Source organism: Kosakonia oryziphila, from assembly GCF_900094795.1.
GTDB classification, from domain to species: Bacteria; Pseudomonadota; Gammaproteobacteria; order Enterobacterales; family Enterobacteriaceae; genus Kosakonia; species Kosakonia oryziphila.
In genome coordinates this window covers 39,969-60,518 of the sequence record NZ_FMBC01000006.1, presented here as the reverse complement: position 1 = coordinate 60,518, position 20,550 = coordinate 39,969, and the positions used below count along the sequence as shown (strand labels likewise).

The 20,550-nt window shown below is 52.7% G+C and carries 14 protein-coding genes and 2 pseudogenes; 4 read left to right on the top strand and 12 right to left on the bottom strand.

Features of this window, described 5'->3' with window-relative positions:
* Nucleotides 1-97: 97 nt before the first annotated feature.
* The gene (locus tag GA0061070_RS04395) at nucleotides 98-1,012 is read right to left on the bottom strand and encodes an N-acetylmuramic acid 6-phosphate etherase (RefSeq protein ID WP_090134005.1); all 915 of its coding nucleotides are present in this window, start codon (nucleotides 1,010-1,012) and stop codon (nucleotides 98-100) included.
* Nucleotides 1,013-1,188: 176 nt separating this feature from the next.
* On the opposite strand from GA0061070_RS04395, the gene GA0061070_RS04390 reads away from it, so the two are divergent.
* Together GA0061070_RS04390 and dcuR are read left to right on the top strand one after the other, a co-directional pair.
* Nucleotides 1,189-2,805 carry a sensor histidine kinase gene (locus GA0061070_RS04390; RefSeq protein WP_090134003.1) on the top strand — a complete coding sequence of 539 codons (1,617 nt, stop codon included), beginning with the start codon at nucleotides 1,189-1,191 and terminating at the stop codon, nucleotides 2,803-2,805.
* A complete protein-coding gene (dcuR, locus tag GA0061070_RS04385) occupies nucleotides 2,802-3,521 on the top strand; it encodes a two-component system response regulator DcuR (RefSeq protein ID WP_090134002.1) in 720 nt (239 codons plus the stop codon). Before GA0061070_RS04390 ends, dcuR begins: the two co-directional genes overlap by 4 nt.
* Here dcuR and GA0061070_RS04380 read toward each other — a convergent pair.
* Both GA0061070_RS04380 and GA0061070_RS04375 read right to left on the bottom strand, forming a co-directional pair.
* Nucleotides 3,502-4,464 carry an FAD:protein FMN transferase gene (locus tag GA0061070_RS04380; protein ID WP_090134000.1) on the bottom strand — a complete coding sequence of 321 codons (963 nt, stop codon included), beginning with the start codon at nucleotides 4,462-4,464 and terminating at the stop codon, nucleotides 3,502-3,504. The genes dcuR and GA0061070_RS04380 overlap by 20 nt on opposite strands.
* 87 nt (nucleotides 4,465-4,551) lie before the next feature.
* Nucleotides 4,552-7,326, bottom strand: a complete 2,775-nt coding sequence (locus tag GA0061070_RS04375) for a flavocytochrome c (RefSeq protein ID WP_090133999.1) — start codon at nucleotides 7,324-7,326, stop codon at nucleotides 4,552-4,554.
* 638 nt (nucleotides 7,327-7,964) lie between these two features.
* On the opposite strand from GA0061070_RS04375, the gene GA0061070_RS04370 reads away from it, so the two are divergent.
* Complete coding sequence (locus GA0061070_RS04370) at nucleotides 7,965-9,476, top strand: anion permease (protein WP_090133997.1); 1,512 nt, start codon at nucleotides 7,965-7,967, stop codon at nucleotides 9,474-9,476.
* Between the two features lie 51 nt (nucleotides 9,477-9,527).
* Nucleotides 9,528-11,177 (top strand): class I fumarate hydratase FumA, encoded by a 1,650-nt coding sequence (gene fumA, locus GA0061070_RS04365; RefSeq protein WP_090133995.1) that lies wholly within the window; start codon nucleotides 9,528-9,530, stop codon nucleotides 11,175-11,177.
* A gap of 193 nt (nucleotides 11,178-11,370) precedes the next feature.
* Here fumA and GA0061070_RS04360 read toward each other — a convergent pair.
* The 9 genes and pseudogenes from GA0061070_RS04360 to GA0061070_RS04320 form a co-directional block, all read right to left on the bottom strand.
* Nucleotides 11,371-11,685: pseudogene (locus tag GA0061070_RS04360) on the bottom strand (PAAR domain-containing protein); the annotation flags it as partial.
* 32 nt (nucleotides 11,686-11,717) lie between these two features.
* Nucleotides 11,718-11,954, bottom strand: a pseudogene (locus GA0061070_RS04355) (contractile injection system protein, VgrG/Pvc8 family); the annotation flags it as partial.
* 95 nt (nucleotides 11,955-12,049) lie between these two features.
* Entirely contained in the window at nucleotides 12,050-12,442 is a 393-nt protein-coding gene (locus GA0061070_RS04350; RefSeq protein ID WP_007371701.1) for a DUF4150 domain-containing protein, read from the bottom strand.
* Nucleotides 12,443-12,451: 9 nt separating this feature from the next.
* Nucleotides 12,452-13,057, bottom strand: coding sequence for a DUF3540 domain-containing protein (locus tag GA0061070_RS04345; protein WP_090133992.1), 606 nt, complete (start codon nucleotides 13,055-13,057; stop codon nucleotides 12,452-12,454).
* Complete coding sequence (locus GA0061070_RS04340) at nucleotides 13,054-14,139, bottom strand: pentapeptide repeat-containing protein (protein WP_090133989.1); 1,086 nt, start codon at nucleotides 14,137-14,139, stop codon at nucleotides 13,054-13,056. The genes GA0061070_RS04345 and GA0061070_RS04340 overlap by 4 nt, the downstream gene beginning before the upstream one ends.
* A complete protein-coding gene (locus GA0061070_RS04335; RefSeq protein ID WP_090133987.1) occupies nucleotides 14,136-16,676 on the bottom strand; it encodes a DUF2169 family type VI secretion system accessory protein in 2,541 nt (846 codons plus the stop codon). The genes GA0061070_RS04340 and GA0061070_RS04335 overlap by 4 nt, the downstream gene beginning before the upstream one ends.
* Before the next feature lie 220 nt (nucleotides 16,677-16,896).
* The gene (locus GA0061070_RS04330) at nucleotides 16,897-17,283 is read right to left on the bottom strand and encodes a DUF3592 domain-containing protein (protein WP_090133986.1); all 387 of its coding nucleotides are present in this window, start codon (nucleotides 17,281-17,283) and stop codon (nucleotides 16,897-16,899) included.
* Nucleotides 17,284-17,677: 394 nt separating this feature from the next.
* Nucleotides 17,678-18,055, bottom strand: coding sequence for a hypothetical protein (locus GA0061070_RS04325; RefSeq protein ID WP_090133976.1), 378 nt, complete (start codon nucleotides 18,053-18,055; stop codon nucleotides 17,678-17,680).
* 15 nt (nucleotides 18,056-18,070) lie between these two features.
* Nucleotides 18,071-20,326: a type VI secretion system Vgr family protein gene (locus tag GA0061070_RS04320; RefSeq protein ID WP_090133974.1), complete on the bottom strand. Its 2,256-nt coding sequence runs from the start codon at nucleotides 20,324-20,326 to the stop codon at nucleotides 18,071-18,073.
* Nucleotides 20,327-20,550: the final 224 nt, after the last annotated feature.

Below are 20,550 nucleotides of genomic sequence, written 5' to 3'. Positions count from 1 at the left end.
AGAGAAATATCAAGCCGATTTTCGCCAGATAATAAATTATATAGTGAGAAATGAGTGCGGAAAAACCCGCCAGATCAGCGTCTGGCGGGCAGAAATATCAGGCTTCCACCAGTTGCGGTTTCGCCTCCTGTAGGGCAATACGCAGGCTCTGGTGATTTTCCGCCAGCAAATCCTGCGCCTTCGCGTTGTTCAGGCCAGTCAGTTGCATCAGAATCGCCGTACGGCAGTCATTATCGCTGGAGGCCAGTGCGTTTTTCGCCTGCTCGCGGTTGCACTGCGTCGCTGCCATCACCAGCGCGATTTGCCGCTCGATCCAGTGCGTATTATCGGGCTTAAGGTCAACGCGCAAATTGCTGTAGACTCGCCCGGTGCGAATTGCCAGCCCGCTCGCCAGCATATTGAGGATCTGCTGCTGCGCCAGGTGCGCTTTCGGTTCGTTAAAACCGGCTATCACCTCAGCGCCCGTTTCCGGCGCAATCACGATATCCGCCATCTGTGCGGCCTCACTCTCCCGGGAGTGACTGAGCAGCGCAATGCACGCGCCAACCGACCAGGCATGGCGCAGTGCGCCCCACATCCACGGTGTTTTCCCGCTGACCGACAGCGCCACCAGCATATCCTGATGACCAAATCGGATCGCCTGGAGATCGGCAACACCCAGCGCGTAGTTCGCCGCCGCTTTTTCCTGATCCTGCCTTTTTGCTCCCGCGCCACCCGCCATCAGACCGATGAGTTGCGGGTGCGCTTCCGGCGCGAAATCCGCAACCATCTGTAGCGCGGCGCGCCCGGATGCCCCCGCTCCCACAATCACCACCCGACCGCCGCGATTTAACGTGGCGCTGGCGTTATCCACCAGCCGGGCGATCTCCGGTAAACAGGCCCCTGTCGCGCTGGCGACCGCCTGGTCTTCGCGGTTGATGAGCGCCAGCATATCCTGCGTTGCCAGCCGATCGATATCAGCGGTCTCTGTGTGACGGCGTTCCATTACTGAACCGTTTGGCTTATTGCTCATACCCTGCTCCTTCTGAATGGCTCCATACACACTATAAGGTTATTTATTTGTTATACCTGCGAATGGGGTCACGCTTCCCGCCCCGGATTGGACACTTTTCCTTTTTTCACACGGCTTTATGAAATCATCGCCATCGGTGATAATACGTTTCTTATTTAGAGAGAATCAGGTCTGGCATGAACGACTTAGCGCCTCCGGCGATAAAACCGCGCAAACGTCCTATGAAGCTCGGCACCACGGTGACATTGATGGTATGTAGCGTCACGGGATCCGTGCTGCTGCTGGCGTTTGCCCTGTGGTTTTGGCAAATCAGCAACACCACGCGCGATGGGGTGAAAGAGACGGCGCTGGCAGTAGCACGCACGCTGGCTGATGCACCGGAGATCAAACGCGGTCTGCTGTTGCCACCAGGCAGCAATGTGATTCAACCGCTTGCTTCGGCGGTGACCGCGCGCAATGATCTGCTTTACGCCATCGTCACCAATATGCAAGGGGTTCGTTATTCACATCCGAATGCCGCGATCATCGGGCAGACTTTTATCGGCGATGACCTGCAACCCGCGCTACGTGGCAAAGAGAATGTGGCGGTGAATCGCGGTACGTTGGGACTGGCGCTGCGCGTATTTACGCCGGTTTATGACAACCGCTATCAGCAAATTGGCGTAGTGGTGGTCGGCATTTCGCTCAGTAAAGTGCAGGATCAGGTAAACCGCAGCCGTTGGGCGGTGATGTGGATGCTACTGTTCAGCGCGCTGGTTGTCTCGCTCGGCATCTGGCAACTGGTGCGGGCACTGAAACGTATTCTGCTCGGGCTGGAACCGTACGAAATCTCTGCACAGTTTAAGCAACGCCAGGCGATGTTACAGTCGCTTAAAGAAGGGGTGATTGCGGTGGATGAAGATGGTCGCATTACGTTGCTTAATCACGCCGCGCGACAGATGCTGCTGACCAATGCCGCCGATGGCGCTGTCGGCCACGCCCCGCTGCTGGCCGATCTGCTGGAGGTATTGAAAACCGGGGTGTCGATTCAGGATCGTGAACTGGGCTGTAATGGCCTGCTGTTGCTGTGCAATACTGTGCCAGTGCGCAGCCAGAACACGATTATCGGTGCTATCAGCACGTTCCGTGATAAAACAGAAGTCAGCCAATTGTTGCAACGGCTGGACGGGATGGTGAACTATGTTGACGCCCTGCACACCGCCTCCCATGAATTTATGAACAAATTGCACGTGATCCTCGGCCTGCTGAATATGAAGCGTTATGACAAGTTGGAGGATTATGTGCTGCAAACGGCGCAGAATTATCAGACCGATATTGGTTCCATTCAGCATCGAATTAAATCGCCAGTGGTCGCCGGTTTTCTGTTAGGTAAACTCAACCGGGCGAAAGAGCGCGGCGTGACCCTGAGGCTGGCCGATGAAAGCCTGGTTCCTGATAATCCGAACGAAAAACAAGTTACCGTGCTGGTAACGGTGCTCGGTAACCTGATTGAAAACGCGCTCGATGCGTTAAGCCAGCAAGCGGAGGGCGAAGTCAGTCTGTTGCTGCATTATCAGGATGGCTGGCTTGTCGGCGAGGTCAGCGACGACGGTCCGGGCATTGCGCCAGACAACATTGATGCGATTTTCCGTAAAGGGTTTTCGACCAAAGGCGATAAACGTGGCGTTGGGCTATTTCTTGCCAGCCAGCAACTTACCGAACTGGGTGGAACTCTGACTGTTGAGTCCGAGCCCGGCGTATTTACCCAATTTTTTGTCCATCTCCCCTGGGATAGTGAAAGGAAGGCAGCGTGATTAATGTATTAATTGTTGACGATGATGCCATGGTGGCAGAACTGAACCGCATGTATGTGACGCAAATTGCCGGCTTTCAGTGCTGTGGGACTGCATCGTCGCTGCATCAAGCTGAGGAGATGATCAAAGATCCGCTGCGCGATATCGATCTGGTGCTGCTGGACGTGTATATGCAACAGGATAGCGGGCTGGATCTGCTGCCGGTGATTCGCGCCAGCGGGCGCGCTATCGACGTCATTATGATTACCTCGTCTGCCGATGCCGCCACCATTCAAACCTCGCTGCATTACGGTGTGGTTGATTATTTAATTAAACCGTTCCAGTTCCCGCGTTTCGAAGAGGCGCTCACCACCTGGCGCGAAAAGCGCAAGCTGATGGATGCGCGCCCTTACTATGAACAATCGGATGTGGATCGCCTGCTGCACGGCGGCGCACCGGAAGTAGCTGACACTCGTCGTCTGCCAAAAGGGCTGACTGCACAAACTCTGCGTACCATTTGTCAGTGGATTGACGCCCATCCAGGTATCGAATTTTCAACCGATGAACTGGCAAACGCAGTCAATATTTCCCGCGTATCCTGCCGTAAATATCTGATTTGGCTGGCGCAGATTAATATTCTCTACACCACCATTCATTATGGTGCCACCGGGCGACCGGTCTATCGCTATCAGTTGATTGCTGAACAGTACAGCCTGCTTAAGCAGTACAGTCAGTAAGCCGGTAGCTGGCATCGAGCGGCGTGAAATGGAATTGACGCCGGGATGAGAGAGTAATTTCGCGGTTTTTGCTGACAAAAATCGCTTCAATATCCTGCCGCTGGCGCAACAATGCGCAACCCTTTTCAACACCCAGCCCAAACAGCAGCGTGGTCCAGATATCGCCATCGAGAGAGTCGGTGGAAATTACGGTCACGCTGTCGAGTTCGTTATTCAACGGATAGCCGCTGCGCGGATCGAGGATATGATGCCATAGCTTGCCATCCTGCTCGAAATAGCGCTCGTAGGTACCGGATGTCACCACCGATTTGTTCACGACTTCAATCGAGCCCACCAGCGCATCGCCAGCAGCGAAGGGTTTTTTCACGCCAATGATCCAGCCGCCCTGCGGCGATCCCAACGTTTGTACGTTGCCGCCGAGGTTAATCAGGCCGTCGCTGATGCCCTGCTGATGCAGGTAGTCGCGCACCCGGTCAGCGATAAACCCTTTTGCAATTGCACCCAGATCGATCTCCATACCAGGCTGCGCCAGAAACACACTGGTGGCAGCATCATCAAGAATAACATCCTGCGGGCGCGTGATGCACAGTCGTGCGGCAATCTCATCCGCGTCCGGAACAGAATCGCCCTTAAAACCGATGCGCCACAGTTTCACCAACGGGCCAATCGCCAGATTAAACGCGCTGCCAGGCAATTGGCTGGCGGCTTTAGCGCATTTGATCAGTTCATACACCGGGCGGCTGACAATGACCGGATGACGCCCGGCGGCATGGTTGATATCCATTACCTGCGAATTGGCACGGTTAACGGTAAAGAGGTCTTCGTACTGTTTGATAAGCGAAAAAACGCGCGACGCGAGCGCTTCATCGTGGGAGAAAAGTTTCAACAAGATGGGCGAACCCATCAACACCGCAGAGTAGCTCCAGACTGAATGTTCGGACATGGCATACTCCTGTTGATTGTCCGGGGACGTCTTATCCGGCCAGGGAGACCCGGACCGGATAAGACGCAGACACCATCCGACAAGGTGTTACTGTTTGGCGCGAAGCGCTGCCTGATGCCCCGCCAGTGAACCGAAGATGATGATATCAGCGACCGCATTACCGCCAATACGGTTAGTACCATGGATACCGCCAACCACTTCACCCGCCGCATACGCGCCCGGAATAACCTGATGTGCGGTATTCAGCACTTCCGTTTCAGTGTTGATAGTCACACCACCCATGGTGTGGTGTACGCCTGGCGCAATCTGAATAGCGTGGAACGGCCCTTCGTTAATCGGAGCACGCAGCGCAGTAGTACGACCGAACTCTTCATCGTGCTGTTTTTCCACAAAGCCATTGTAACGTTCAAGCGTGGCAAGGAACGCATGATAATCAATGCCCAGTTTGTCCGCCAGTTGACGTGGAGAGCTGGCGCTGGTCACCAGGCCTTTCGCAATGTACTCGTCGGCCGCTTTGTTTTTCGCTCTGACATGCTCATCAAACACGATATAAGCGTAATGTTCCGGCAGCGCGATAATTGCTGCTGAGACTTTATCGCGGGTCGACATCTCATTGTAGAAGCGTTTGCCCTGCTGGCTGACCAGAATCGCACCACCGCCGCGAATGGACTCAGAAACCAGATAGGAGGTTTTCTGTTCAACGGTCGGGTGGATCTGGATTTCGCCCATATCCACGGTTCCGGCGCCCAGACGTTCCAGCAGTGCAATACCGCCACCGGTTGCGCCTTTATGATTGGTGGTGACAAAACCTTCCAGATCCGGACGGTATTTCACAACCATCGCACTATTGGCGCTGAAACCGCCGGTTGCCACAATCACGCTTTTCGCCTGCACTGTCAGGGTTTCCTGCTCGTCATTCAACAGACGCACACCGCGTACTTCCCCTTCAGTGAACAGGATCTCTTCGACGGAAGTATCCAGCATCACATCGATACCACGTTTAGTGACGTTACGCACCAGGCCGCTAATCAGATAACCGCCGACGGCCGATCCATCACGTGGACGGTGCGTACGGTCAATGCTCATCCCGCCCGTCGTGGTGATATCGTTCAGCATGATGCCGCGGCGCGCCAACCATTCGATCGCTTCCGGCGCATTTTCCACAAAGCGGCTCATCAGTTCCGGGTTGTTTTTGTGACCGCCACCTTTCAGCGTTTCAGCGAAGAACAGCTCTTTGCTGTCCTGAATACCTTTTACACGCTGGAAACGGGTTTCTGCCGCGTTCATCCCGGCAGACGCTTTAATAGTGTTACCGCCGATGGTCGGCATTTTCTCAACGATCAGCACGCTAGCGCCTTCGTCGTGCGCCTGGATGGCAGCCGCCAGGCCTGCGCCGCCGCTGCCCACGACGACCACATCGTAATTTTTCACGGACAGGACATCGCCACCCTCTTCGGCCACGCGTGCTTTGCTGGATTTCAGCATCGCTTTCGACACCGCTTTTTTCACTGCTTCGCTCTGGCTGGTCGCACCGGAGATAGCATCAACATGCGGCGAATTGGCATCCAGAATGCGATCACGAATTTCTTCAAAACTGCTGGTGAACTCCACGTTTTGTGGCGCAGAGGCCAGTTCGATACCGGCAATACGGTCGGTTTCCAGGCTAACGTTAATCACCATTTCGCTGGTGTCGTCCTGCACCGTTTCAACGAACATACCCGGTTTAAATTTCGCTTCGCCCATGCTCATGTCGCGAATCATCGCTTCCACCAGCGAGAATCGCCATAGTGGTTCCGGAATATTCAGCGCTTCACGCTGGGTACTGTCGATAAACAACTCGAGATTTTCACCATTGGCGATGCGTGCGGCCCAGTCCGGATAAGCGATGCAGGCACGCCCCACGGCGATCAGATCGTAACCGTGATCCAGACCCTGCTCTGCCTCAGCCACGTTAACCACGCCGCCCACACCCATCACCGGAACTTGTGCCAGTACCTCAGAGCGCATCGCACAATATTTATCAATCAACGGCGTCGGATCGCTGGTGTCATTAATAGAAGGACGCAGCGCCGCGCCAACAGAAAAGTGCAGGTAATCAACACCACGCGCCGCCAGTTTTTCCAGCAGATACATGGTGTCATCAAAGCGAATTCCGGGGACTTCCAGTTCTTCCGGCGAGAAACGGTAACCAATAATAAAGGCATCATCCGCATACTGACGCGCCATTTTGTGGGTGATATCCAGCACCGCCAGTGGGAATTTCGCACGGTTATCGCGGCTGCCACCCCACTCGTCGTCACGCTGGTTTGAGTTCGGCGAGAAGAATTGCTGGATCAGATAGGTGTTGGCACCGTGAATTTCCACGCCGTCAAAACCGGCCTGAATAGCGCGGCGTACTGCTTCACCAAATTTAACCACCATCGCTTCAACTTCCGCCGTGGTCATTGCTACTGGCGTGGCTGCACCGTCACGCGGAGCGGCAATCGCGCTTGGCGCAATCGGCGTACGACCACCAATCAGTTTCGGCTCAACCATGCGGCCGCCGTGGTAAATTTGCAGGATCGCTTTAGAGCCTTCAGCTTTGATGGCTTCGGCGATTTTTGCCAGACCGACAATTTTTTCGTCGTTATCAATACCAATTGCGCCCGGAAATGCGAGGCCCAGATCGTCAACAAAACAACACTCTACGATAATTGTCCCAATGCTACCGGCACGTACACGATAATATTCAACCAGTTCACTGGTGACAGTACCATCGAAGTAACCGGTGCAGGTGGTCATCGGCGCCATTAACAAACGGTTTTTCAGTTCTACGCCATTTGGTAATGTAAAGGGGCTGAGGATGCGCTCGTTGCTGGTCATATTTAACTCCAAATCTAAATTTATAAACTTTGAATTCGGTGACGGATTTATTTTTTATTTTCGTTTGAAAATCCATTTGTCGTGTATTTAATATACCTCTAATTCTATTTACAAAATTAATTACGTTAGTTAAAAAACTATTTAACCACCTTAATAACAGCCCTACCTCTACCGTATTATAAATTTTAAATAATATATTCACATCATATTAATTACCGGTAACATTGCGATTACCTGGCCCGTAAAGCAACGGTTTTCAAAAAGTCAACTAAAAACCATATTATCAATGATTTAACAAACAAAAGCAGATGAATGAGATTTATTATCATCACCAATTTTTAACAATTGCGATGTTTCTCACAAAATACCCACATACTGCTATATGGGTATTAAAAAATATAAAAAAAATCTCCACCGCTTGCGTTTTTTTGATCTCAATCAAGAGTATTACCGAGTGGAAGCGCAATATATAAAAACAGAAATTTTCTTAATTTAATGCAGATAGAGAGGCATTAGAAAAAAAACCGGCGGAATATGCGAAGTCACAATAGAAAACCAAAGTAACTTATGTAAGTAAATAAAGTGACTTTGCACTCTGCTACCGACACCGAATTTTTAACTACTTGTAGATGCTCACTATGAAAGAGAAAACGACAATACCGCCGTCTGCCAGTGCAGCCAGTGCGAATGGTGGAAATAAAAACCGCCTGATTATGATGGCGCTGCCGATTATCGTCGCAGTGCTCCTGCTGTTTGTTCCGGTGCCAGAAGGCTTACCGCCATTCGCATGGCACTACTTCGCTATCTTTGTTGGTGTGATCGTAGGTTTGATCTTCGAACCGCTGCCGGGTGCTGTTATCGGTTTGACCGGCGTGGTGGTCATCGCGCTGTGCAGTCAGTGGCTGCTGTTTAGCCCTGAGCAGTTAGCCGACCCGAAATTCAAGCTCGCAGGCCAGTCCTTTAAATGGGCGGTGAGCGGTTTCGGCAACTCGACCGTCTGGCTGATCTTCGGCGCCTTTATGTTCGCCGCCGGTTACGATAAAACGCAGTTTGGTCGCCGACTGGCGCTGATTCTGGTGAAATATCTTGGCCGTCGCAGCCTGACGCTCGGTTACGCTATCACCTTCGCCGATCTGCTGCTGGCGCCGTTCACACCGTCTAACACCGCGCGCAGCGGGGGTACAATCTACCCGATTATTGCCAACCTGCCGCCGCTGTACGGTTCTAAACCGAACGATCCGAGCGCTCGCCGCATTGGTTCCTATCTGATGTGGGTTGCCATTACCGCCACGTGTATCACCAGTTCTATGTTCCTCTCCGCTCTGGCGCCGAACCTGCTGGCGCTGGCGCTGGTGAAAAGCACCGTTGGCATCAGCATCTCCTGGGGAAATTGGTTTATCGCCTTCCTGCCGCTCGGCGTGCTGCTGATTCTGACCATGCCGCTGCTGGCTTACTGGTTCTATCCACCGGAAGTGAAAATCAATGATGAAGTGCCGCTGTGGGCGAGCCGCGAGCTGGAAAAATTGGGCAAAATGTCCCGTAATGAAATCCTGCTGCTGGTGTTTGTCTGCTGCGCCCTGCTGATGTGGATCTTCGCCGCTGATTTTATTGAACCGGCTCTGGCTGCGCTGTTGGTCGTCGTACTGATGCTGTGGACCGGCGTACTGACCTGGAACGACATTACCAGTAACAAACCGGCATGGAATACTTTCGTATGGTTCGCCACTCTGGTTGCGCTGGCCGATGGCCTCTCCTCCACCGGTTTCATTGCCTGGCTGGGTAAAGAAGGCGGCGTGCTGATGAATGGCATTTCTCCGGGGATGGCAACTATCGCCCTGCTGCTGACGTTCTACCTGCTGCACTACCTGTTTGCCAGCACCACTGCGCACACCACTGCCCTGCTGCCGGCGATGCTGACCATTGCTGCCACCATCCCGGGCATCAATATGGAAGTGGTTGTACTGGTTCTGTGTACCTCTCTGGGTGTGATGGGCATCATCACTCCATACGGTACTGGCCCGAGCCCGATTTACTATGGTAGTGGCTACCTGCCGACCAAAGACTACTGGCGTCTGGGCACCATCTTCGGTGCCATCTTCCTCGCCGCTCTCCTGTTGATTGGTTATCCGTGGATTACCATGATGTTCTGATTCACAACCGCCGGGCTTTCCCGGCGGTTTATTTTTATGGAGTAATGAGCTATGTCGAACAAACCTTTTGTATATCAGGATCCGTTCCCGCTGGCGAAAGACAATACGGAATATTATCTGCTGAGTCGTGAACACATTTCTGTCGCCGACTTTGACGGCCAGCAAGTATTAAAAGTAGAACCCGAAGCGCTGACGCTGCTGGCACAACAGGCTTTCCACGACGCTTCTTTCCTGCTGCGCACTTCCCACCAGAAACAAGTTGCTGCCATTCTGACTGACCCGGAAGCGAGTGAAAACGATAAATACGTGGCGTTGCAGTTCCTGCGTAACTCTGAAATCGCTGCCAAAGGCGTGCTGCCAACCTGCCAGGATACCGGCACAGCAATCATTATGGGTAAAAAAGGCCAGCGCGTATGGACCGGTGGCGGCGATGAAGCGGCGCTGGCTCGCGGTGTCTATAACACTTACACCGAAGATAACCTGCGCTATTCACAGAACGCTCCGCTGGATATGTACAAAGAAGTGAATACCGGCACCAACCTGCCGGCGCAGATCGATCTCTACAGCGTGGATGGCGACGAGTATAAATTCCTGTGTATCGCCAAAGGTGGCGGTTCAGCGAACAAAACCTATCTCTACCAGGAAACTAAGGCGCTGATCACCCCGGCGAAACTGAAAAACTACCTGGTTGAGAAGATGCGTTCTCTCGGCACAGCAGCCTGCCCGCCGTACCATATTGCGTTTGTTATTGGCGGCACTTCCGCTGAATCCACGCTGAAAACCGTGAAGCTGGCATCGACCCGTTACTACGATGGTCTGCCGACCGAGGGTAACGAGCACGGCCAGGCGTTCCGCGATGTGCAACTGGAGCAGGAACTGATGCAGGAAGCGCAGAACCTTGGTCTCGGCGCACAGTTTGGCGGCAAATACTTTGCCCACGATATCCGCGTGATCCGTTTGCCGCGTCATGGTGCATCATGCCCGATCGGCATGGGTGTCTCCTGCTCTGCCGACCGTAATATCAAAGCGAAAATCAACCGCGAAGGTATCTGGATTGAGAAAATGGAGCATAATCCGGGGCAGTACATCCCGGAAGCGCTGCGCCAGCAGGGCGAAGGCGATGTAGCGAAAATCAATCTGAACCAGCCGATGAAAGATATTCTGGCGCAGCTTTCCGCGTTTCCGGTTTCTACCCGTCTGTCGCTAAACGGCACCATCATCGTGGCGCGTGATATTGCCCATGCAAAATTGAAAGAGCTGATCGACAACGGCAAAGAACTGCCGCAATACGTGAAAGATCACCCGATCTATTATGCAGGCCCGGCGAAAACGCCTGAAGGCTATGCTTCTGGTTCACTCGGCCCAACTACCGCAGGGCGTATGGATTCCTACGTTGATCTGCTGCAATCTCACGGCGCGAGCATGATCATGCTGGCGAAAGGCAACCGCAGCCAGCAAGTGACCGATGCCTGTGCCAAACACGGTGGTTTCTATCTGGGAAGTATTGGCGGCCCGGCTGCGGTGCTGGCGCAGCAGAGCATTAAGAGCCTCGAATGCGTGGCTTACCCGGAACTGGGTATGGAAGCGATCTGGAAGATTGAAGTGGAGAACTTCCCGGCGTTTATTCTGGTGGATGACAAAGGTAACGACTTCTTCCAGCAGATCCAGAACAAACAGTGCGCAGGCTGTAGCCAGCGTTAAGATGTGAAAACACCCGGCGGGGAAACCCGCCGGGTGTTATTTTAGGAACGCGGCCCAAGGCTTAGCTCCTCATATCAAAAATCGGTGAGTATCGCCCGCCTGCGAAAGCAGACTTACAGCCATGCATGAAAACTCGGAATATAAACCAACTTTACTCTTATAAAAACAGATAATATCGTTGTAACTATGATAATAGCATGCTCCATTTCTGGCCGTCACTGCCCTCGCCAAAGATTTTACCCCCGATATAGTTGCCGAGCGTTCCTCCCGCCATTCCCCCTGCGGTACTTAACAATGCAATTACCGGTCCGGCAACTACCGCTAGTGCACCAGCTCCAACCCCTAACATCACCCAGTTCACCCACGCCGGAATTTCGGGATTGATATCATCCGTTTGTACTTTTGCGCCGCCGATAAAAACGTTAACTGAGCCCTGGAATATCTCCGCACTACAGGTCAAACGATCGCCGAGACGCGCAGCAGGATAGTTGTTGATGTATACCTTTATAGAACCTTCAGCAACTCGCTGTGGGCTACCGCTATGCTCATCGCGCTCACCGCCACGCGGGTCACTTTCCCGTTGAAATAACGCGAACCCGTCTGCGTCGGGATGGTCACCGTCACCGGCTGGCCCAGCAGTTTGCTGCGGTCGATACGCGCGTCCGTCCCCAGTACCGTCAGTGCCAGTGTAAACGGCTCCGACAGCGCCTCACGCCCGGAGAGTTTCCAGAAAAGCAGCCCCTCAACGGGCAGCCTGACTGATATTCTGTTCACCATAAACAATGAGTCCGTAAAAAGGGTGATACCTTACATCGCACTTGCTGTGCGTTCGTTTTTTTAAGTTGGAAATATGGCGTGTCGTGCAATGTGCGTTACGGAGCCAACATCAGCACCTTGAACTGGCTGGGAACGATTCGCATACCAATGGCATTGGTCGAGTTTTGCAGACTCACGCTGGTTAAGCGTGTCGCTGGCGTGCCTTTGAGCAGCACGGTGAATGCGCCGGTAAGATGGCGCGATGGCCCCATTACCGTGCCGGAAGCGACGCCGGTTGCCACACCGGGATTATCGCCATTCGTCAGCGGCGTTACCGTCGCCATATTGTGCGCAGGCATCCCCATAAACAGAATATTAAGAGCATTCGGAATAGCCGTCGGTCCCAGCGCGATATCCGGATAGGGAATCGGCGTCGGCGCAGGCATCGGAGTAAGGCAGACATCCGGGAACGCAAGATCGACACCCATCAACTGGCAATTTGCAAACATATTCCCTCCTTACCCCATATGGATCTGTTCAGAATCGACTTTGGTGATCGCTTTCGAGGTGATCACGGTATTTTGCGCATGCAGGCGCAGATAATCTTCCGCTTTCATATCAAGTTGCCCGGCCCGGACATGCTCAGTCTGACGCGTATGGCGAAAAAACTGCTGGCTTAGCTGTGTGACGGTCTGCCAGACCGACTCCGCACGTTTACCCACAATGCGCGAGAGCGATACCCATGCCGAGATTTTTTCGCCGCTGTAATTCATCTCGCTGATATGGCAATCGCCTTGTACCGCATTGATATTCAATGCTTCGCTGCTCAGGCTTAACGCGCCCTGGCTTGCGATATGCAAATCACCCGGCACGCTGAGTTCAGCACTATTCGGGTTGAGCCGCTCCAGTACAGCAAGCAACCACATCTGGTTTTCGACCGCGCTAATCAGTACGGTATCGCCTGCTTGCGGTGCAATGACACAGCTTACTGCCCGACGGCAGTGCCAGCCGCGCCCTTCACTTTCGACCATCAGGCTGCCGTCATCGAAGCAGTGGGTCACAAGCGCCGCAAATTGCCCGGTCGGGATCGCCGCCGTAAGCAGTTGATGGTTGATATTGTTCATAGGAGGTCTCCGTAGATTTTGCTGTGGCGTTCGGCGCTCCAGGCTTCCGCCGCCAGTAACTCTTCGTCGTATTCGAGGATGCCTTTGCGATCGGCAAAGCGTGAATTGTCCTGCCGGGCACGATGGAAGCGCGTACGTGAGAAAGCCGCACCGCGAAAATCAGCTTCACGCACATTGGCAGAAGAAAGATCAGCGTAGGTAAAATCGCACAAGGTAAATTCTGTCCGCTGTGCTTCAATCTGTTGCAGAATGCTCTGGAAAAAGCGGCTCTGTTTAAAACTTGCCTGATTAAGTGTCGCGCCGACAAAAATAGCCTGATCAAACACGCTGCTTTGGGCGTTCGCACCGCTCAGATCTGCGTCCATAAACAGCGCCTGAGTCGCGTTGACATTACACAGTTGCGCCTGTTTTAGCGATGCGCCTTTAAAGTTACATTGCGTGAGTTGCGCGCCGGTAAAATCCACACCATCCAGTTGATTATCGGTAAACTGACAACCGATAAACTGCTGCTGTGCATAGCGTTTCCCGCGCTGGTCACAGTTAAAAAAAACCGACCGCTCAAACTGGCTCCCCTGCATATCTGTCTCGCGGAGATCGATGCAAAACCAGGTCGTCATCAGGTTGTGGCAATTCGCCAGTGCTGCACCTTCAAGCGGGCTTTCATAAAACGTGCAGCGTTCCAGCGTCGAGCCAGTGAACAGGCTGTTTATCAGGGAGCAGCGCATAAATTGGCTGGCGTCACTGGTCGAGCGTGAAAAATTGCTGTTGGCAAGGTTGCACTCATTAAACACACAGTGCGTTAAGGTCGTGCCGCTGGCGTTAATACGCGGCATGTCGCACTGGTTAAAGACGGTCTCAACCAGTTGCGCCCCGGCAATGTTTGCATCGAGAAATAGACACTCGGTAAAGATGCTCTCCTTCAGGTTTGCCCCTTGCAGATTCACACCCTGTAGCGAAACCTCCTGAAAAATACCGCCGGAGAGATCGCATCCTCGCAGGTCTATACCATCGAGGCTAAGTTCAATGATGGCCTCGCCGCCCTTCACTTTCTGCTGTAATTGCGCCGCAGTTAACGTGCTCATATCACCTCTCCATCACGCTTTGGCAGCGTTTTTACCCGTTTGGTATAAGCGCCGTGAAATTGTGTTGCTTCACTGGTAATGGATTGGGATAAATCAGCACGAAACAGATTCGCAAAGCTAAGATCGGCACCTTCAAGGCGACTCTTTTGCAACATGGCCCCCATCAGATTGGCCTCGTTAAAGTGCGCCTGGCGAAAATCGGTGCGCATAAACAAGCTACCAGTGAGCGTCGCACCGCTGAAATCGGCATTTTCGCACTGTGCTTCGCTGAAATCGCTGTTATCCAGTGTTGCCCGCCGAAAATGAGCCCGCATCAGTAATGCCTGGCGGAAGTTGCTCTGTTTCAGATGCGCACCGCTGAAATCCGCCCCCGCCAGCGTGCCGCCCGACGCGACGGCGCAGGTAATCAGCACGGCATGGGCAAAGTGAGCGTGTTCAAGCTGGCTCTCCACCCAGGAGCAGCTATCAAGCCGCGCATGAGCAAAGGTAGACCTGAGAAGTTCGCACTTGATAAAGCTGGTTTTTGTCATCGTTGCGTAGCTGAAATCGGGCTGTGGCAGCACAAGTTCCATAAAGACACAGTTATCCAGCGTTGCATGCTGAAACAGGCACTGGCTAAATCCCGTCTCTCGCAGCAGCACATTGCTGATGCTGGCATGGCTGAAATCGCAGGCATCGAACAGTGCGCCGGTCATTTCCGTCTCAGTAAATTGCGCCCCGTGAAAATTCGTCTCTCTGCACTGCGCCAGCGCGAGACTGGCATTACCCAGTTGGCATTCACGCAGGGATGCGTTTTGCAAATCAGCACGCGCCAGCATCGCCTGAGTCAGGTTCGCGCCATCAAGCTGGCAACCGCTGAGATTGGCGCACTCGAGTAACGTCTTGTGGAAATTTGCGCCGCGTAGATCCATGCCGGAAAAATCCGCCCCGGTGAGATCGAGACCGCTAAAATCGCCACCCTGCGCCATGGTACGTTCCGCACGCTGGCGGATAATCATCGCAATATCGCCCGTTAGTTTGATAGCTGGCGGTTGCTGCGCAGCGGACATCAAATACATCTGGTGCAGTGCTTCCCGACTTTGCGTCAACTTCTTCTCACTCAGTTGTGAGGCGTTACGTGCCAGCAGATCCTGCATACGATGCATTGATTCCGGTCCGCGGACGCCACTATCGCCGCCTGCCGTATCTGCGTATCGCGCTTCCATCTCAGCTTTACGCGCTTCGGCCTGCTGCTGCATGCTGGCAGCCTTCCGCTCCATCTCTTCAATAAACTCGGGCAGTTCATCGAGCGTTGGCAGCGCGGGCTCGTCACTCTCTTTCAGGATGTCACTGACATCACTGCCCTGCGCTTCCAGCCTCGCACGGTGCTGCTCGCGCAACTGTAGTGCTCGGGCGCTCTGGTTTTCTCGCATCGGGCTGTGGTTTTCCTGCACCTCGTTATCGATCCAGGCGCCGATGACATCTTCTGGCAGCAGATCTTTCTCGCGAAAGGCAAACAGTGCGCCTTTTTCTTTGTCGAGGCGCTGATTGAGCACTTTGCGGTAGTGGTTAACTGAGCGTGTTGCGCCGTTTTTTTCCAGCGCGGGCATCAGATGCAGCACGTCAGCGGCATCGTCTTCGTTTATTCGCTGGTTGCCTTGCCAGATGAGCACCATCTGCTCCAGGTGCGGGAAAAACCATACGGTGGTAGCGCGCAGGGCAATTTCTTCAAACAGGATTTCGTCACTCCGCTGACGCTGGATAAAGCAGCGCGCCAGCCAGGGCGGTAATGTGCCGTCCTGTACAGGTTTTTGCGGATGCATATTCCAGATGCGCCAGCTGGCCTGCGGCGGTAACGAATCGCGATCGTCCCACCACTGATCGGGGCTGGCGGCGTTAAACACGCGCCAGTCGATATCGGGAGCAAATCCGGGGAAATCATGTTGCAGCCAGCGAGCATCATAGTTTTTACCCATCCGGCGAAAACGGCGCGGCCACAGCAAATCCAGCGGGCCAAAGCTCGCTGGTTCAGGCTTTTCACGGGGTGAAACCATGCGCTGTTGCAACGCTTCAATATTGGGTAGCCGGCGATACTGCGTGCCATTGTGAGTCTCCGTCACAGCCCCGACGCCGTGCGGGTTTTCGTCATACCCTGCGCCGCCAAAAGCCCGGCTCCAGTCGAGGCGCATCTGTTCAAACGGCTGCGGCGCTGTCGGCCGCGAACCCGCCCAGTAGCGATCACCCGTGACAGCCAGCGTTTTAATCATCTTATCGACCTCGATACGTACCGCGCAGGTCGTTTTGTCCTGATGATGTTGTGTGTAGGCATAGCCCGTGGCGAGGAATTCAGCACGCGCCTTCGGAATGGCCATATCCAGCACTCCGCCGCTGGTTTGTAACTCGCTGGCGGCCAGTTGCCACAATTCAACTTCAGGCCGCAATTGTGGCGAGGCACTCATATCGGTGAGTGCCATCACAGAAACACCCAAGTGGTTTTGTCCGTGCAAGCGAAATGGGCGATTTAATACGCTTAGTCGCAGCGGTTTAATAATCTTCATAAAACATCCTTTGGAAGATTAAGCATGGTGTTGGAGCGGTAAATGTTTTTATTTCAGTACATCTGGAGGATTGGAGCTGAATGGGGCCGCCATGTTGCCTGTCCCTATTTAATTTGCGCCATCGGGGCTCATGCACGTTGCTGGCGGTGCTATACAGCAAAAATGCCAGAGTGAATTGAGCTATTATCAACCGGTTCCCAATTCATACTGGCATCTTCATTCATTGACCACGCACTAGCGGCTTGTCATAAATAGCGATTTTCTTCGGATCCTGCGGATCATATTTTATCGTCGTACCATTACCTTCTTTGAACTGCTCAATTTCTTTAAAGGTCAAGGCCTTCATTGTTGTCGCTTCAACTATCTGATGTTCTGTTGTCTTAAATCTGAGTGTTAATTTATACACCGGTTTATTACCATCCCAGCTGCTTGTTTGCTCGGTATAAATAATATCAGCATTAACGGCAATCCCATTTTTTAATACGGCATCCTGCGAAAAGCCGTCTTTGAGATAGGGATAAAGCGTGGTGTAAAGAAATCTCGCGATGGGAAAGACACCAAAGACAAGTGCAATAACGACCATTGCTATAATAAAAACAGAATTCATTTCCATACTCATTAATATGAGAAATCGTTAAGACAGCAGGTAAGTTACGAAGGTTTCGAATGATAAACGCGTGCCATAAACATCACTTCAGGATCTTCCCTCTTCTTTACGCAGATGCATCACCGAAACCTTGCCCCGTGTGGTACTGCGTCACTGATACGGTTTTGCGGCCATCACGCCTTCTTTCGCGCACAGAGCTAGCCATCTTCATTTTTAAATTCGTGAAATTGATAATGCCGTTTTGCGCAGGAATATCAGGCGCGACTTTAGTAATTAACACCTCAGTGTATATGGAGAACGTAGTGTTACCTACCTCTTAATTGAGCTGCGTTATATATTGAGATAATATCTATTTTAAGAATGATATTTATGCATAACCACTCTTTATTTAAAATTAGGCATTGAAATCTATTCCTATAATTGCCATTTTTCCCTTCTTGCCTACTTTTACTTGTATGTTGAGCCCTTTTTTTATTAGGTGCATCTGCCCAGGAGCCACAAGCGCTTTCGATGTATGTATGTTTGGATCACCAGGTAGATAAAAAGTAATTTCATAAAAATAATCATTACCATATCTGGCATTCAGTTGTTGCCAGGATTCTATCTCCGAATTCACTACCTCGCCTTGCCAACGATCTTTTGATAAATAGCTTTTAATCCCTGCTACATCAGTTTTGTCTTGTTTCTCCAGATAATAAAAAAATGCAGTTACAGCGACTAATAAAACAATTCCGCCATACATAAAGTATTTCGAATAATCTTCAAGAGCCATTAACTAACCTCAATCTCAGGTAATTATAAATAATGAATTATTAGTAACATTAACTGTTCTATTGCTTATATTAGTTATTTCAAAGTTTATTACAACACCATTTGATTCTTTTTTGAATACAGTCTTAGAGAACTCCTTGAGTTTGAAAGAATTTGACAATCCATTAATAGAATTTGTGACTCCTACGGCAGCAAGTGATGCAATAGTACCTGATACCGAGGTTCCAACAAAGCTTTCACTAAATCCCGTAACTGAAAGGTTATGGAGTTTCGGTTTGAAAATAGCCTCAGGGGCTTCCATAACTATCTGTTGTTTACTACTGATTTTGATTAAGTTAGGACTACTAATTGTAATGGTTCCCGCATTCACATTTTGTGTCCAGTTACCGCTATTTACGTCAATCGTTACACCACCATCAATGGTCTCTTTCCTTCCCCCCGCAGCAATGGTTGTCTCCTGACCGCTATCATATTTTTCTGTTAGCTTGTCGGTGACATGGTGTAACTCAGTCCCTTCAATATTGGTCGTGCGCCCACCTTTTATCGTTACGGTATCACCACCGCTGGTGATATCCAGCGTGCGGCCATTCTTAATGGTTTCTGTCTGCCCATTATTGAATGTTGTGGTTTCTGCATCGTCTACCGTGGTAGTCCGTTTTGCGCGGTAGTAAAACGTGCCGTCACCGGTGACATCATCTTTCTGCTCTTTCAGGATCGTAGTGGTGCGGTTGCCATCGACATTCACCGTCTTATCATTCTCGACTGACACTTTCATATCTTTTTCAGAATGGAGTTCAACGGATTCGCTGCCGGGACGATCTTCAAAGAATAAGTAACTGGCGTTATCTTTATTGCCGTCTTTACTGCGGGTCATAAAACCCATGCGGGTGGAGTCATCCGGCAATGACCACGGCGGCATACTGGCTTCGTTGTAGACACGTCCGGTGATGATTGGCCTGTCCGGGTCGCCGTTGATAAAGTCAATCACCACTTCGTCGCCGACACGCGGAATTTGTACCCCGCCAAAGCCCTGGCCCGCCCAGGCGCTGGAAACACGCACCCAGCAGGAACTGGTGTCATCGCCCTTCGCCTGCCGGTCCCAGTGGAACTTCACTTTCACACGGCCATATTTGTCCGTCCAGATGCTCTCCCCCTGCGGGCCAACCACTTTCGCCGTCTGCGGGCCGTAGGTGCGCGGCCATGCCGTCACCGCCGCCGGACGGTACACCACCGACGACGGAATAACCGTAAAGTCGATGCGGTGCTCCGTTTCCCCGTCACTGCCGCTGGCGTAGCGGTTCTCTTCAAAAAAATAGGTCGCTGCGGTGGTCAGATAGTCGCCGTTATCGCTGAAAAAGGGCGCGTTATACAGCGTGAAGGGGCTGCCCGGCGCCACACCAACCGCCGTGGCCGTGGCCTGAATCTGCTGGTGCTCCACCTGCCAGCGCTCCTGGCGGATACGGGCATAAAATTCGCCGTGACCGTGCTCGACAAAGCGCCCCGGCCAGTCATACACGTCAATGCTGCCCGGCTGCGGCGATGCCGGGTTCTGCCGCGCCTGGAACAGCCACGCATTCGGCTTGCGGAAATCATAGTCGTCAAGGCTGTAAATGCCGGGCGTGACGCTGTCTTCCAGTGCCCACTGGCTGATACCCTCTTCATCCGTGCTGCCGCCGGATGGCGTCTGGTGATAAGGAATGGTTTCGTAACCGGGGAAGGGTTTGAATTCGGACGCAGCGTCAGTCAGCACCAGCGTGTGCCTGTCGGCTTCATGCCTGAAGTGGTAAGCAATCCCTTCAAGCTCCATCAGCCGGTTGATAAAGTCGAAGCTGCTCTCCTGATACTGCACGCAGTAATCCCAGACGCGGTAGCTGCCGGTCAGCCGGTCTTCAAGATTGACCTGGTATTCACCGAGCAACGTTTTCACAATCTGCGGTACCGTCTGCCCCTGGAAAATGCGCAGGTTACGGTCGCGCTTCATCGGCCACACATCCGGCTCGGCCGTCAACTGATACACCGCATAGCGCGTGCCCGACAACTCCGTCGCGCTCACCGCCACACGGGTCACTTTCCCGTTGAAATAACGCGAGCCCGTCTGCGTCGGGATGGTCACCGTCACCGGCTGGCCCAGCAGTTTGCTGCGGTCGATACGCGCGTCCGTCCCCAGTACCGTCAGTGCCAGTGTAAACGGCTCCGACAGCGCCTCACGCCCGGAGAGTTTCCAGAAAAGCAGCCCCTCAACGGGCAGCCTGACCGATATTCTGTTCACCATAACATTGCATCCGTAATTAAGAGCCTGGCCCAGTAGGCGTATATTGTTGCAGCCAGTTTGGACACGGACAGCGAGCAACAACCGGAGCATACACGCAGTACGTGAGGATGACTCGCTTCGCTCGCCCTAAAGGGCCGCCGCAAGCGGCGTTCAAAATGCCATAACATTTTGTGTGAGCACTGCCCAGGACCAAAATGGCAAATAAAATAGCCTAATAGGCCAGG